The organism is Streptomyces sp. NPDC040432 (assembly GCF_055595445.1).
The window spans coordinates 14,470-27,390 of sequence record NZ_JBVIVP010000017.1 but is presented as its reverse complement, the minus strand read 5'-3'; the positions used below and the strand labels follow the sequence as shown (position 1 = coordinate 27,390).

Annotated in this window: 13 protein-coding genes, 5 tRNA genes and 1 pseudogene; 4 read left to right on the top strand and 15 right to left on the bottom strand. The window is 70.7% G+C overall.

Annotated features, from left to right (window positions below; all coding sequences use genetic code 11):
• Nucleotides 1-103 precede the first annotated feature (103 nt).
• Nucleotides 104-925: a bifunctional hydroxymethylpyrimidine kinase/phosphomethylpyrimidine kinase gene (thiD, locus tag ACZ58N_RS28080; RefSeq protein WP_471165228.1), complete on the bottom strand. Its 822-nt coding sequence runs from the start codon at nt 923-925 to the stop codon at nt 104-106.
• Nucleotides 922-1,905 (bottom strand): thiamine-phosphate kinase, encoded by a 984-nt coding sequence (locus tag ACZ58N_RS28075; RefSeq protein WP_471165225.1) that lies wholly within the window; start codon nt 1,903-1,905, stop codon nt 922-924. Before ACZ58N_RS28075 ends, thiD begins: the two co-directional genes overlap by 4 nt.
• A gap of 272 nt (nt 1,906-2,177) precedes the next feature.
• Here ACZ58N_RS28075 and ACZ58N_RS28070 point away from each other — a divergent pair, with 272 nt between their 5' ends.
• Together ACZ58N_RS28070 and ACZ58N_RS28065 are read left to right on the top strand one after the other, a co-directional pair.
• Nucleotides 2,178-2,411, top strand: a complete 234-nt coding sequence (locus tag ACZ58N_RS28070) for an Lrp/AsnC ligand binding domain-containing protein (RefSeq protein ID WP_281206340.1) — start codon at nt 2,178-2,180, stop codon at nt 2,409-2,411.
• Nucleotides 2,412-2,434: 23 nt separating this feature from the next.
• Nucleotides 2,435-2,929 (top strand): DUF3515 domain-containing protein, encoded by a 495-nt coding sequence (locus tag ACZ58N_RS28065; RefSeq protein WP_471165491.1) that lies wholly within the window; start codon nt 2,435-2,437, stop codon nt 2,927-2,929.
• 136 nt (nt 2,930-3,065) lie between these two features.
• Here ACZ58N_RS28065 and ACZ58N_RS28060 read toward each other — a convergent pair whose 3' ends face one another.
• From ACZ58N_RS28060 to ACZ58N_RS28050, 3 genes are read right to left on the bottom strand one after another with little or no spacing between them, the layout of a single operon-like run.
• Nucleotides 3,066-4,223, bottom strand: a complete 1,158-nt coding sequence (locus ACZ58N_RS28060) for a D-alanine--D-alanine ligase family protein (protein ID WP_389709286.1) — start codon at nt 4,221-4,223, stop codon at nt 3,066-3,068.
• Between the two features lie 39 nt (nt 4,224-4,262).
• The gene (locus ACZ58N_RS28055) at nt 4,263-5,273 is read right to left on the bottom strand and encodes an NAD(P)H-dependent glycerol-3-phosphate dehydrogenase (RefSeq protein WP_471165222.1); all 1,011 of its coding nucleotides are present in this window, start codon (nt 5,271-5,273) and stop codon (nt 4,263-4,265) included.
• On the bottom strand, nt 5,270-6,022 hold the full coding sequence (locus tag ACZ58N_RS28050) for a lysophospholipid acyltransferase family protein (RefSeq protein ID WP_471165219.1): 753 nt from the start codon (nt 6,020-6,022) through the stop codon (nt 5,270-5,272). Before ACZ58N_RS28050 ends, ACZ58N_RS28055 begins: the two co-directional genes overlap by 4 nt.
• Before the next feature lie 189 nt (nt 6,023-6,211).
• On the opposite strand from ACZ58N_RS28050, the pseudogene cofC reads away from it, so the two are divergent.
• A pseudogene (cofC, locus tag ACZ58N_RS28045) lies at nt 6,212-6,862 on the top strand (2-phospho-L-lactate guanylyltransferase); the annotation flags it as partial.
• Nucleotides 6,863-7,175: 313 nt separating this feature from the next.
• Here cofC and ACZ58N_RS28040 read toward each other — a convergent pair.
• The 4 genes from ACZ58N_RS28040 to leuC form a co-directional block, all read right to left on the bottom strand.
• Nucleotides 7,176-7,865, bottom strand: coding sequence for an HU family DNA-binding protein (locus ACZ58N_RS28040; protein ID WP_471165217.1), 690 nt, complete (start codon nt 7,863-7,865; stop codon nt 7,176-7,178).
• A 144-nt stretch (nt 7,866-8,009) separates the two neighbouring features.
• Nucleotides 8,010-8,237, bottom strand: a complete 228-nt coding sequence (locus ACZ58N_RS28035) for an SCO5555 family protein (RefSeq protein WP_362875861.1) — start codon at nt 8,235-8,237, stop codon at nt 8,010-8,012.
• Nucleotides 8,238-8,374: 137 nt separating this feature from the next.
• Nucleotides 8,375-8,968 (bottom strand): 3-isopropylmalate dehydratase small subunit, encoded by a 594-nt coding sequence (gene leuD, locus ACZ58N_RS28030; protein ID WP_389709294.1) that lies wholly within the window; start codon nt 8,966-8,968, stop codon nt 8,375-8,377.
• Between the two features lie 3 nt (nt 8,969-8,971).
• Nucleotides 8,972-10,405, bottom strand: a complete 1,434-nt coding sequence (gene leuC, locus ACZ58N_RS28025; RefSeq protein ID WP_471165213.1) for a 3-isopropylmalate dehydratase large subunit — start codon at nt 10,403-10,405, stop codon at nt 8,972-8,974.
• A 184-nt stretch (nt 10,406-10,589) separates the two neighbouring features.
• On the opposite strand from leuC, the gene ndgR reads away from it, so the two are divergent.
• Nucleotides 10,590-11,306: an IclR family transcriptional regulator NdgR gene (ndgR, locus tag ACZ58N_RS28020; protein WP_007266782.1), complete on the top strand. Its 717-nt coding sequence runs from the start codon at nt 10,590-10,592 to the stop codon at nt 11,304-11,306.
• 195 nt (nt 11,307-11,501) lie between these two features.
• On the opposite strand, the gene ACZ58N_RS28015 is transcribed toward ndgR, so the two are convergent.
• The 6 genes from ACZ58N_RS28015 to ACZ58N_RS27990 form a co-directional block, all read right to left on the bottom strand.
• Nucleotides 11,502-11,574: transfer RNA gene (locus ACZ58N_RS28015), tRNA-Glu, on the bottom strand.
• A gap of 15 nt (nt 11,575-11,589) precedes the next feature.
• Nucleotides 11,590-11,661, bottom strand: a tRNA-Gln gene (locus tag ACZ58N_RS28010).
• Nucleotides 11,662-11,688: 27 nt separating this feature from the next.
• Nucleotides 11,689-11,761, bottom strand: a tRNA-Glu gene (locus ACZ58N_RS28005).
• Nucleotides 11,762-11,825: 64 nt separating this feature from the next.
• Nucleotides 11,826-11,898, bottom strand: a tRNA-Glu gene (locus ACZ58N_RS28000).
• A gap of 26 nt (nt 11,899-11,924) precedes the next feature.
• Nucleotides 11,925-11,996, bottom strand: a tRNA-Gln gene (locus ACZ58N_RS27995).
• Between the two features lie 85 nt (nt 11,997-12,081).
• Nucleotides 12,082-12,810 (bottom strand): HAD family hydrolase, encoded by a 729-nt coding sequence (locus tag ACZ58N_RS27990; RefSeq protein ID WP_471165211.1) that lies wholly within the window; start codon nt 12,808-12,810, stop codon nt 12,082-12,084.
• Between the last annotated feature and the right edge of the window lie 111 nt (nt 12,811-12,921).

Sequence of the window (12,921 nt, the reverse complement as noted above, 5' to 3'; positions counted from 1 at the left end):
CCGGGCCGGGCCGCCGCCTGCTGGTCCCGCCGGGGCCGCGCCGCCCTGCACCGGACGACGCGGACCTGACCGACGGGCTCCCGCAGGCTCCGGGAGGGATTCCCTAGACGTCCGGCTGCGGGCTCCGCCACTGCCAGGCGTGGTCGACGGGTCCGATGCCGCCGCCGAGGGCGAAGCCGGCGGCTATGGCGCCGGTGACGTAGGCCTTGGCCGCCGTGACGGCCTCGGGGACGGTCAGGCCCCGGGCCAGTCCGGCGGCGACGGCGGCGGCCAGCGTGCAGCCCGTGCCGTGCGTGTGCCGGTTGTCGTGGCGGGGCGCGCGGAGCCAGGTCTCCGCGGTCCCGTCGGTGAGCAGGTCGACGGCCTCGCCGCCGTGCGCCACGAGGTGGCCGCCCTTGATGAGTGCCCACCGCGCCCCGTGGCCGAGGATCGCGTCGGCGGCCCGGCGCATGCCGTCCTCGTCCTCGACGAGGATGCCGGTGAGCTGGGCGACCTCGTCGAGGTTCGGCGTCGCGACCGTGGCCCGCGGCAGCAGTTCCCGGCGTACGGCGTCCAGCGCCGAGGCGGCGAGCAGGGCGTCCCCGTGCTTGGAGACGCCCACGGGGTCCACGACCGCCGGTGCGTCCGTGCCGGCCAGCAGCTCCGCCACGGTCTCGACGAGTACGGCGGAGGCCAGCATCCCGGTCTTGACCGCCCCCACCCCGATGTCGTCGACGACGGCCCGGTACTGGGCCGTGACGGCCTCGGGCGGCAGTTCCCAGGCCCCGTGCACGCCGAGGGAGTTCTGGGCGGTCACGGCGGTGAGCACGCTCATGCCGTGCACGCCGAGGGCGAGCATCGCCTTGAGGTCGGCCTGGATGCCGGCGCCGCCGCCGGAGTCGGATCCGGCGACGGTCAGGCACAGCGGCGGGGCGACGCCGTTCATCGGAGGTTCTCCTCGGCGGCCGGGTCGGCGCCGAAGTGGTCCCAGCCGCCGGTGCTGGTCCAGGGGGCGCCGTCCACGGTCACCTGGGGCAGCGCGGAACGGTTCTGGACCTCCCCGATGACCTTCCAGCGGGCCGGCAGCTTCACGTCGGGCGGGAACGTCGCCACGATGGCGTGGTCCTCTCCCCCGGTGAGCACCCACTGGAGCGGGTCCACGCCGACGGCCTGCCCGATGTCGTGCATCTGGGTGGGGATGTCCACGGCTCCCGACCGCACGTCGATGCGCACCTTGCTGGCCTCGGCGATGTGCCCGAGGTCGGCGATCAGTCCGTCGCTGACGTCGGTCATGGCGGTGGCGCCGAGTCCGGCGGCCGCCGGTCCCGCGTGGTACGGCGGTTCGGGCCTGCGGTGGGCCTCGACGAAGGCCCGCGGGGAGCGGAAGCCGCGCGAGAGCACCGCGAACCCGGCCGCGGACCAGCCGAGCCAACCCGTCACGGCCACGACGTCGCCGGGCCGGGCGCCCGAGCGCAGCACGGGTTCGTGGTTGCGCAGGTCACCGAGGGCCGTGATGGCGACGGTGATGGCGTCGCCGCGTACGACGTCCCCGCCGACCACGGCCGCGCCCGCGACCTGGCACTCGTCGCGGATGCCGTCCATCAGCTCGGTGGGCCAGGTGACGGGCAGTTCCGCCGGGACGACCAGACCGAGCAGGAGCGCGGTCGGTACCGCGCCCATGGCGGCGATGTCGGCCAGGTTCTGCGCGGCGGCCTTGCGGCCGACGTCGTAGGCCGTGGACCAGTCGCGCCGGAAGTGCCGGCCCTCCAGCAGGATGTCCGTGCTCGCCACGACCCGGCGGTCGGGTGCCGACACGACCGCGGCGTCGTCGCCCGGTCCGAGCCGGACCGCCGGGGTGGTGGTGAGCCGTGAGGTGAGCTCCCGAATGAGCCCGAACTCCCCCAGCTCGCCCACAGTGCCCTTCATCGCTGTGCCCCTTCTTGGCAAGTCCGCTTGCGGTCGCGAGCCGTCACAGCTCTGGGTACCGTCAACAGATACGTCAACTTCAGCTCTCCGTACGCCCCGCCGTGCGTGGCACCGGGTCCATCGGATCTCCCCACGGCACGTACAGGAAGGGTCTCCCCGCGGCACGCGGCGACGCGGTACCGTGGCGTCCCTTCGTGCCGGGGCCCGCCCGTTGTCCCCGGGCCCATCCGAAGGTTAGGGGAAATGATCCTCGTGGCCGTCCTGGAGGTTCCGTGGTACAGGCGTACATCCTCATCCAGACCGAGGTGGGCAAGGCGTCGTTCGTCGCCGAGTCCATCAGCCAGATCGCGGGGGTGATCCAGGCCGAGGACGTGACGGGCCCCTACGACGTGATCGTGCGCGCCCAGGCCGACACCGTCGACGATCTGGGCCGCATGGTGGTGGCCAAGGTCCAGCAGGTGGAGGGCATCACCCGCACCTTGACCTGCCCGGTGGTCCATCTGTAGCCCCCGTCTACTCTGGGCCGGTGATGTCACTGCACCGCCGGCCGCTCCGTCTGCTGGCCCTGCCCGCCGCCGCGGCGGCCCTGCTGACCCTCGCGGGCTGTGCCCCGGGGGATGCCCGGGCCAGGGTGGTTCCGCCGCCCGCTCCGCCCACCGACGTCGCGGGGCTCTGTGCGACGCTGCACGAGAAGCTCCCCGAGGAGGTGGCCGGGCTGGCGCGGACCACCACCGAACCGCGCTCCGATCTGACGGCCGCGTGGGGCGGCTCGGCGATCGTACTGCGGTGCGGTATCCCCAAGCCCCCCAAGATGGCCGATCCGAAGCAGGAGGGCGTCGAGGTGAACGGCGTCGGTTGGCTGCTGGAGAAGACGGACGACGGCGGGTTCCGGTTCACCACCGGGTCGCGGCTGGCCTACACCGAGGTCCTGGTCGACAAGGAGCATGCCACGGATGCCGGGATGCTGGTCGGTCTGTCCGGCGCCGTTGCCGAGTCCGTGCCCGTCGGCATCTCGTCCTACTGAATCGTCCCCACCGGATCCGCCCCCACCGGGATCCGTCCCGCCGCCCGCCGATCCGCCCTCCCGCACACCGCCGCCCGCCGCCGCGCTCGATGAGCGCGGCGGCGGGCGGTCGGCTGTCCGGGACCCGGGCCGCCTGCTAGCGCAGCCCGGTGGAGCGGCGGAGCGCCGCCTGGATGAGCAGGTCCACCAGCTCCTGGTACTCGATGCCGGACTCCTGCCACATGCGCGGGTACATGGAGATCGGCGTGAAGCCGGGCATCGTGTTGATCTCGTTGATGACGAACTCGCCGTCCTCGGTGAGGAAGAAGTCGGCGCGCACCAGGCCCTCGCAGGAGGCGGCGTCGAACGCCTCGATCGCGAGCCGCTGGACCTCGGCGGTCTGCTCCGGGGTGAGCGGGGCGGGCACGATCCCGGAGGCGGAGTCGATGTACTTCGCCTCGAAGTCGTAGAAGTCGTGGCTGGAGACCGGCGGGATCTCCGCGGGGGCGCTGGCGCGCGGGCCGTCCTCGAACTCCAGCACCCCGCACTCGATCTCGCGGCCGCGCAGCAGCGCCTCCACGATGATCTTCGGGTCGTGCCGGCGGGCCTCGCGGACCGCGGCGTCGAGCCCGGCGGCGTCGTCGACCTTGGTGATGCCGATGGAGGAGCCCGCGCGGGCGGGCTTCACGAACAGCGGCCAACCGTGCTCGGCGGCGAAGTCCAGGACCTTCGCCCGGGCGGCGTCCTGGTCGGCCTCCCACTCACGGGGGCGGATGGTCAGGTACGGGCCGACCTTCAGTCCGAAGGACGTGAAGACCCGCTTCATGTAGTCCTTGTCCTGGCCGACGGCCGAGGCGAGGACGCCCGAGCCGACGTACGGGATCCCGGAGAGCTCCAGAAGGCCCTGCAGGGTGCCGTCCTCGCCGTACGGGCCGTGCAGGACGGGGAAGACGACGTCGACCTCGCCCAGGGCCTTGGGAACGGCGCCCGGCTCGGTGTAGACGACCTCGCGGCTGGCGGGGTCGACGGAGAGCACGACGGTGCCGTCGGCGGAGTCGGCGAGCGTCTCCACGCTCGGCAGCTCGCGGTCCGCGATGGCCATGCGCTCGGGCTCGTCGGCGGTCAACGCCCACCGGCCGTCCGTGGTGATGCCGATGGGCAGCACCTCGTACTTGGAACGGTCGATGGAACGCAGCACGGCGCCGGCCGTGACGACCGAGATGGCGTGTTCCGAGCTGCGGCCGCCGAACACGACGGCCACGCGGGGCTTGCGGCCCTGCTGCTCAGGGGTCTGGGGGAGGTTCTCGCTGCTCATATCGCCACGAGGGTACCCGCTCGAACGTCCGGAAAGGTGTCAGCGCCGTTCCGGTTTGGCGCTGCGCCCCATGAGTTCCTTCAGTGCGACCAGCGTGGGCTTGCCGTGGTGGACGATGTCGACCACGGTGTCCGTGATCGGCATGTCCACTCCGTACCGGTTGGCCAGATCTGCCACGGACTGGCAGGACTTGACCCCCTCGGCGGTCTGCTTGGTGACCGCGATGGTCTCCTCCAGGGTCATCCCGCGGCCCAGGTTGGTGCCGAAGGTGTGGTTCCGGGAGAGCGGCGAGGAGCAGGTCGCGACGAGGTCGCCGAGGCCGGCGAGACCGGAGAAGGTGAGCGGGTCGGCGCCCATGGCCAGGCCCAGCCGGGTGGCTTCGGCGAGTCCGCGGGTGATGAGCGAGCCCTTGGTGTTGTCGCCCAGGCCCATGCCGTCCGCGATGCCGACGGCGAGGCCGATGACGTTCTTGACGGCGCCGCCGAGCTCGCAGCCGATGACGTCGGTGCTCGTGTACGGGCGGAAGTACGGGGTGTGGCAAGCGGCCTGGAGCCGCTGGGCCACGGCTTCGTCCACGCAGGCGACGACCGAGGCGGCGGGCTGCCGGGCGACGATCTCGCGGGCCAGGTTGGGGCCGGTGACGACGGCGACCCGCTCGGAGGGGACCTTGGCCACCTCTTCGATGACCTCGCTCATCCGCTTGGCCGTGCCGAGTTCGATGCCCTTCATCAGGGAGACGAGGACGGCGTCGGCGGGCAGCAACGGCGCCCAAGCGGCGAGGTTGCCGCGCAGGGTCTGCGAGGGGATCGCCAGGACCGCGAAGTCGGCGCCGCTCGCCGCCTCGGCCGCGTCGGTGGTGGCCCGCAGGTTCGCGGGCAGTTCCACGTCGGGGAAGTAGTCGGGGTTGGTCCGGCCGTTGTTGATGGCGTCGGCAAGCTCCTGCCGACGGCCCCACAGGGTCACCTCGCAGCCGGCGTCGGCGAGCACCATGCCGAAGGCCGTTCCCCACGAGCCGGTTCCGAAGACGGCCACCTTCACGGGACGTGTCACTTGTTGCCCTCCCCCGCGGCGTTGCGCCGCTGCTGCGCCCTGGCCTTGCGGTGGTCGTAGGGCTGCGCGGGGGCGTTCTCGCCGCGCAGCTCCTCCAGGAGCTTGGTGATGTCGGCCATGATGGCCTCGGTGGCGCCCTTGAGGACGTCCGGCGTGGGTTCCCGGTCCAGGAAGGCCGAGAGGTCCACCGGCGGCCCGGCGATGACCTGGAGGGTCTTGCGGGGGAACAGGCGGAGCTTGTTCTCCTCGGCATAGGGCGGCATCGCGAGATTCGCGCCCCATTGGGCCACCGGAATGACGGGCGCCTTGGTGATCAGCGCCACCCTGGCTGCGCCGGTCTTGCCGGCCATCGGCCACATCTCGGGATCCCGGGTCAGGGTGCCTTCGGGGTAAAAGGCCACGCATTCACCGCGTTCGATGGCGTCCACGGCGGCCCGGAATGCGTCCAGGGCGTTCGTGGTCTCCCGGTAGACGGGGATCTGGCCGGAGCCGCGGAGGATCATGCCGACGAAAGGCACCTTGAAGAGTCCGGCCTTCGCGAGCAATCGGGGCACCCGGCCGGTGTTGTACTGGAAGTGCGCGTAGGACAGCGGGTCCAGATACGAGTTGTGATTGACGGCGGTGATAAATCCACCGTCGGCCGGAATGTGCTCCATTCCCCGCCAGTCCCGCTTGAAGAGCACTACCAGCGGCGGTTTCGCGATGACCGCCGCGAGGCGGTACCAGAAGCCGATTCTGCGGCGGGACACTCGGACACCTTCCTCTAGGACCGGTGCGCGGCTTGGGCACCTCATCGGCCGGACAAGTCTCGCCCCAGGTCCGGTCTCTGTCGAGGACACCGTACGCCCCGCCCGCACCACCGGGCCCCCCAGTGGCCGGTCCGGGGCGACAATGGGCCGACTGATGACCAGGTCATGACCTACTGATGGCCCTGGCGGGTGCGGAAGTGCACCGGAGGGAAGGAGTCCGCCACGAACGCCGTGTGGAGTCTGGTGGTTCCGCTCAAACCCTTGGCATTGGCCAAGAGCCGGCTCGCGGCGGCCGTCGGCGCGTCCCGTCCGGGGCTGGCGCTGGCGTTCGCCCAGGACACCGTCGCCGGGGCCCTGGCCTGCGCGGCGGTGGCGGATGTGGTGGTCGTCACGGACGATTTCCTGGCAGGTGCGGAACTGGCCAGGTTGGGGGCGAGGATCCTCCCCGACTCCCCGGGCGCCGGGCTCAACGCGGCCCTCGCGCACGGTGCGGGGGCGGTGCGCAGGGGACGTCCCGGGGCCCGGGTGGCCGCGCTGAACGCCGATCTGCCCGCTTTGCGGCCACCGGAATTGCTACGCGTGCTCGATAACGCATCGACATTTCCCAGGGCATTTCTGGCCGATGCGGCGGGAATCGGGACGACTCTGCTTTCCGCTGCTCCGGACGTGGAATTGGCACCCTCGTTCGGGGGACCGTCCCGGGCCCGGCATTCGGCTTCGGGAGCGGTGGAAATAGCCCTGCCGGGCGTCGAGAGCGTGCGCCGGGACGTGGACACCGCCGCCGATCTGCGCACGGCCCTCACCCTCGGTGTGGGCCGCCACACGGCCCGATACAGTGCGCGTATGCAGGCGACCGCGTACACGTACGACTCCCAGACCCGCAGCGGCAGCGTGCTGCTGGACGACGGCACCCCGGTGCCCTTCGGGGCCCCGGCCTTCGACGCGGGCGGTCTGCGGCTGTTGCGCCCCGGGCAGCGGGTACGGATCGAGACGGACGGCGAGGGCGCGGCCCTGCGCATCACGCTGATCACCCTGCAGACCTTCTGACACCGCCACCGCCACCTCCGCCCCACCCCGTCCGACCTGCGGGGAAAGCACCGCGGGCCGGCTTCCCCCGGAAAGGGAAACCGGCCCGGCGTGTGTGACTCGTGCCCTACTTCTTGCGAGCGGTGGTCTTCTTCGCGGTGGTCTTGCGGGCGGTCGCCTTCTTGGTGGCGGGCGCCGTGGTCTTCGCGGTGGCCTTCTTGGCCGCGGGGGCGGTCTTCTTGGCGGTGGTCTTCTTCGCCGCCGCCGTCGTGGACTTCACGGCCGCCTTCTTCGCGGTCGCCGTGGCCTTCTTCGCCGTGGGCGTGGCCTTCTTCGCCGTGGCGGTGGCCTTCTTGGCGGTGGCGGTCGTCTTCTTGGCCGCCGCGGGCGTGGTCTTCTTCGCGACCGCGGTCTTCGCCGCGGCCTTCTTGGCGGTGGTGGCCTTCTTGGCCACGGCCTTCTTGACGGTCGCCGACGCGCCGCCGCTCAGGCTGCCCTTGGGCGCCTTCTTCACGGACACCTCGCCGCCCTTGGGCAGCTTCTTGGTGCCGCTGACCAGGTCCTTGAAGCCCTGGCCCGCACGGAAGCGGGGAACAGAGGTCTTCTTGACCCGGACGCGCTCACCCGTCTGCGGGTTGCGGGCGTAGCGGGCGGGCCGGTCGACCTTCTCGAACGAGCCGAAGCCCGTGACCGAGACCCGGTCGCCCGCGACGACTGCGCGGACGATCGCGTCGAGTACCGCGTCGACGGCGTCGGCGGCCTGCTGGCGGCCTCCGACCTTGTCGGCAATCGCTTCTACGAGCTGCGCCTTGTTCACGTCTTCCCCTTCGGAGACTTCGCCAGAACGAATGTGTTCAAGCTTATTTCGCACGTTAGGCGGATATATACCGCAAATCAAACACGAAACGGGCTAATCACCCTAGTGCCGCAACGATGCAGACCGTTACGGAGTTCCTTCGCATCAGTCGCCTTCAGGGAATCGACCCTCGTCGAGGTCCTTCATCAACCTGTCCAGGCGCCTTGCCGCGTCGGCGAGATCGTGCTTCGCCGCGGCTGTGGCGACCAACAGCTTCCGGGACAGCGCCATCCTTACGCCCTCCGGGACTTGCAGTGTGCGCACCCTTGTGTGTGCTTCTTTCAGTCGGTCTGCGACGAGTTCCCAGAGCTCCAGTTGACTGTCGCGTTCCATGCACAGATTGTGCCATCTGGGGCGAGTTGTCGCCTCACGGGGCCTCAACATACAGCTGTGCCCCCCGCCGGAAGGCGAGGGGCACAGTGTTGTCGATGTGATCACCCGGGGGTGAATAAGCGCTGATCAGGCTGGAATCACGCCCGAATCGTGCGCGGCTTGAACGCCGGGCGGGTGCTTTCGTAGGTGGCGATGTCCCCTTCGTTCTGAAGGGTGAGCGAGATGTCGTCCAGCCCCTCCAGGAGACGCCAGCGGGCGTTGTCGTCGAGTTCGAACTCCGCCTCGACGCCGGTCGCTCGGACCTTGCGGTCCACCAGGTCGACGGTCACCTCGGCGGTGGGGTCGGCCTCGGTCAGCTCCCACAGCCGATCGACGGTCTCCTGCGGCAGAACGACGGTCAGCAGACCGTTCTTCAGCGAGTTGCCGCGGAAGATGTCGGCGAAGCGGGAGGAGATGACCGTCTTGAAGCCGAAGTTCTGCAGGGCCCAGACGGCGTGCTCGCGCGAGGAGCCCGTACCGAAGTCGGGGCCCGCGATCAGCACGGTCGCGCCGGCGCGCTCCGGGCGGTTCGTGACGAACTCCGGGTCCTTGCGCCAGGCCTCGAAGAGCCCGTCCTCGAAGCCGTCGCGGGTGATCTTCTTCAGCCAGTGGGCCGGGATGATCTGGTCGGTGTCGACGTTGCTGCGCCGCAGCGGGACGGCCCGGCCGGTGTGGGTGGTGAAGGCTTCCATGGTTCAGACTCCGGAGGGGGCGGGGTTGGCCGAGTTGGCGGACAGGTCGGCGGGTGAAGCCAGGTGGCCCAGCACCGCGGTGGCGGCGGCCACCTGCGGGGAGACCAGGTGGGTGCGTCCGCCCTTGCCCTGCCGGCCCTCGAAGTTGCGGTTGGAGGTGGACGCGGAGCGCTCACCGGGGGCCAACTGGTCGGGGTTCATGCCCAGGCACATCGAGCAGCCCGCGTGCCGCCATTCGGCCCCGGCCTCCTTGAAGACCTTGTCCAGCCCCTCCTCGACGGCCTGGAGCGCGACGCGCACCGAGCCCGGGACGACCAGCATCCTTACGCCGTCGGCGACTTTGCGGCCCTCGACGATCCCGGCGACGGCCCGCAGGTCCTCGATGCGGCCGTTGGTGCAGGAACCTACGAAGACTGTGTCGACCTTGATGTCCCGCAGCGGCTGGCCGGCGGTCAACCCCATGTACTCCAGGGCCTTTTCGGCGGCATGCCGCTCCGAAGCGTCCTCGTACGAAGCCGGGTCGGGGACGTTCGCCGACAGGGGCGCACCCTGGCCCGGGTTGGTGCCCCAGGTGACGAACGGGGCCAGCGCCGTGCCGTCGATGACGACCTCGGCGTCGAAGACGGCGTCGTCGTCGGTGCGCAGCGTCCGCCAGTACTCGACGGCCGCGTCCCAGTCCGCGCCCTCGGGCGCGTGGTCGCGGCCCTGGAGGTAGTCGAACGTGGTCCTGTCGGGCGCGATCATGCCCGCGCGGGCGCCGGCCTCGATCGACATGTTGCAGATGGTCATGCGGGCTTCCATCGACAGGTTCTCGATGGCCTCGCCGCGGTACTCCAGGATGTACCCCTGGCCGCCGCCCGTGCCGATCCTGGCGATGATCGCCAGGATCAGGTCCTTGGCGGTGACGCCGTCGGCCAGCGCGCCGGTGACGGTGATGGCCATCGTCTTCGGGCGGGCCAGCGGCAGCGTCTGGGTGGCCAGCACGTGCTCGACCTGGCTGGTGCCGATGCCGAAGGCCAGCGCGCCGAACGCGCCGTGGGTGGAGGTGTGCGAGTCGCCGCAGACGACGGTGGTGCCCGGCTGGGTCAGCCCGAGCTGGGGACCCACGACGTGGACGACACCCTGCTCGACGTCGCCCAGCGAGTGCAGGCGCACACCGAACTCGGCGCAGTTCTTGCGCAGCGTCTCCAGCTGGGCCCGGGAGACCGGGTCCGCGATCGGCTTGTCGATGTCGAGGGTGGGGGTGTTGTGGTCCTCGGTCGCGATGGTGAGGTCGAGGCGCCGGACCTTGCGGCCGGCCTGGCGCAGACCCTCGAAGGCCTGCGGGCTGGTCACCTCGTGCAGCAGGTGCAGATCGATGAAGAGGAGGTCGGGCTCGCCCTCGGCGCGCCGGACGACGTGGTCGTCCCAGACCTTCTCCGCGAGTGTCCTACCCATCGCTTTCCCTCCGGCCGGCCGGTTGTGCCGGCGCTTCATAGAGACCTGGTGCGCCTGATCGCCCGCACCCCCCGCGCGGATCGACGGCTCGGACCCAGTGGTTCGTGGACCCGCACATACAGACTCGCTTGTTCTTGGAAAAATTGAACTTGCGTTTCACAGTGTGAGACGTGAATATCGTTTCATGGACAACTCTAGCGGCGTCGGCGTTCTCGACAAGGCAGCTCTGGTACTGAGCGCACTGGAGTCCGGTCCGGCCACCCTCGCCGGGCTGGTCGCGGCGACAGGGCTCGCACGACCCACGGCACATCGCCTTGCCGTGGCACTGGAACACCACCGAATGGTGGCGAGGGACATGCAGGGCCGGTTCATCCTCGGTCCGCGGCTGGCAGAACTTGCCGCCGCGGCCGGCGAGGACCGTCTGCTGGCCACGGCCGGACCGGTGCTCACGCACCTCCGTGACGTGACGGGCGAGAGCGCACAGCTCTACCGTCGTCAGGGCGACATGCGCATCTGCGTGGCAGCGGCGGAACGGCTCTCGGGCCTGCGGGACACCGTCCCGGTGGGCTCCACCCTGCCCATGAAGGCGGGCTCGGCCGCGCAGATCCTGATGGCGTGGGAGGAGCCCGAGCGGCTCCACCGCGGCCTCCAGGGCGCGCGCTTCACGGCCACGGCCCTGTCGGGCGTACGGCGCCGCGGCTGGGCGCAGTCGATCGGCGAGCGGGAGCCCGGCGTGGCCTCCGTCTCCGCGCCCGTGCGCGGGCCGTCGAACCGCGTGGTGGCCTCCGTGTCGGTCTCCGGCCCGATCGAGCGCCTGACCCGCCACCCGGGGCGCATGCACGCCCAGGCCGTCATCGACGCGGCCGCCCGACTGACGGAGGCGCTGCGCCGTTCCGGCTGAGCACCCCCCGGTCCGCAGGACCTTTACCCACCCATCCCCCGGGCCCGGGGGCGCGTACGACGCCGCACACGTCCGAACTCGCGCCTCCGGGCCCGCACTTGTCGTAGGTCCGCAGCCCACGGCAAGGGGCCCGCACGACCGTCGGGAACAGCGAAGAGGCCCTCCGCGATGATCGCGGAGGGCCTCTTCCTTGCGTACCCCCGACCGGATTCGAACCGGCGCTACCGCCTTGAGAGGGCGGCGTGCTAGGCCGCTACACAACGGGGGCCTGTTTGGTGTTGCGCTGGGCTACCAGGACTCGAACCTAGAATAAGGGAACCAGAAACCCTCGTGTTGCCAATTACACTATAGCCCATAGTGGTCTAGACCTTGCTAGACGTAGTACCCCCGACCGGATTCGAACCGGCGCTACCGCCTTGAGAGGGCGGCGTGCTAGGCCGCTACACAACGGGGGCCCTAGCGATCCTGCATCAAGACGTCCGGGAGCTACCCAAATGAAGATCTTGCGGGAAGGATCTGTACCCCCGACCGGATTCGAACCGGCGCTACCGCCTTGAGAGGGCGGCGTGCTAGGCCGCTACACAACGGGGGCAAGCACTGCGTTACTTCTGCACTGCGCTGGGCTACCAGGACTCGAACCTAGAATAAGGGAACCAGAAACCCTCGTGTTGCCAATTACACTATAGCCCACCAAAACTCAAGCCCCTGAAGGACTTTCGTTCGGTTAGCGCTTCCCTCCGGCCTTTCGGCCCGCTCGGGCGGCGCAGAAAGAACATTACCGGATGCCTGACCGTGCTCCAAAACGGGTATCCCCGGCCAGCACCCCCGGCAGGAGGTCGAGGCCCGTGATGTGGTGGACGTCGTCGGGCGCCGGACCGCGCCCGCCGTCGCGGTCGAGCCACACCGCGGTGAGGCCCGCGTCGCGGGCGCCCCGGGCGTCGATCTCGGGCTGGTCACCGACGTACGCCACCTCCCCGGGCGGCAGGCCGAGGGCCTCGCAGGCGCTGAGGAAGGCGGCCGCCTCGGGCTTGCTGACGCCGAGCTCCGCGGCGCAGACCAGCACCTCGAAGCGCTCGCGCAGACCGAGCCGGCGCAGCTTGGGGTCCTGGTTGGCGACGGAGGAGTTGGTGAGGACACCGTGCCGGTAGGCGCCCGCCAGGGCATCCAGTGCGGGCACGACGTCGGGGAAGAGCGTCCAGGCGGCCTGGTAGTGGCGCACGTAGCGGTCGAACCAGGCGTCGGCCTGCCCGGCCGTCAGCGCGGGCTCCCCGAGGAAGTCCCGGACGCGGTCCTGACGCTGGCCCGGGAAGGTGACCTCGCCGGCGGCGAAGCGCGCCCAGTGGCGTTCGGTGAGGCGCCGCCACAGGACGAGGGCCTCGGCCGGGGACCCGTAGCGCTCCCCCAGTCCCTCCTCGACGAGGTGCTGTCCGAATCCGGCGGTGTCGGCACCCGTGTAGTCGAAGAGGGTGTCGTCGATGTCCCACAGCACGGCGCGGATCGGCATGCGGCCGAGCCTACGCCCGGGCGGTCGCCGGCGGGGCGGTGACGCGGAAGCCCGTCACCGTGGAGCGGTGCGACGCCGTGGGGGCGGCGGCCGGGGTCGGCCGCCGCCCCC

Bases quoted from the DNA above. Each gene is read 5' to 3' on its own strand.
- thiD (WP_471165228.1), bottom strand. From the start codon at position 925: ATGAACGGCGTCGCCCCGCCGCTGTGCCTGACCGTCGCCGGATCCGAC.
- ACZ58N_RS28075 (WP_471165225.1), bottom strand. From the start codon at position 1,905: ATGAAGGGCACTGTGGGCGAGCTGGGGGAGTTCGGGCTCATTCGGGAG.
- ACZ58N_RS28065 (WP_471165491.1), top strand. From the start codon at position 2,435: ATGTCACTGCACCGCCGGCCGCTCCGTCTGCTGGCCCTGCCCGCCGCC.
- ACZ58N_RS28060 (WP_389709286.1), bottom strand. From the start codon at position 4,223: ATGAGCAGCGAGAACCTCCCCCAGACCCCTGAGCAGCAGGGCCGCAAG.
- ACZ58N_RS28035 (WP_362875861.1), bottom strand. From the start codon at position 8,237: ATGGAACGCGACAGTCAACTGGAGCTCTGGGAACTCGTCGCAGACCGA.
- leuD (WP_389709294.1), bottom strand. From the start codon at position 8,968: ATGGAAGCCTTCACCACCCACACCGGCCGGGCCGTCCCGCTGCGGCGC.
- leuC (WP_471165213.1), bottom strand. From the start codon at position 10,405: ATGGGTAGGACACTCGCGGAGAAGGTCTGGGACGACCACGTCGTCCGG.
- ndgR (WP_007266782.1), top strand. From the start codon at position 10,590: ATGGACAACTCTAGCGGCGTCGGCGTTCTCGACAAGGCAGCTCTGGTA.
- ACZ58N_RS27990 (WP_471165211.1), bottom strand. From the start codon at position 12,810: ATGCCGATCCGCGCCGTGCTGTGGGACATCGACGACACCCTCTTCGAC.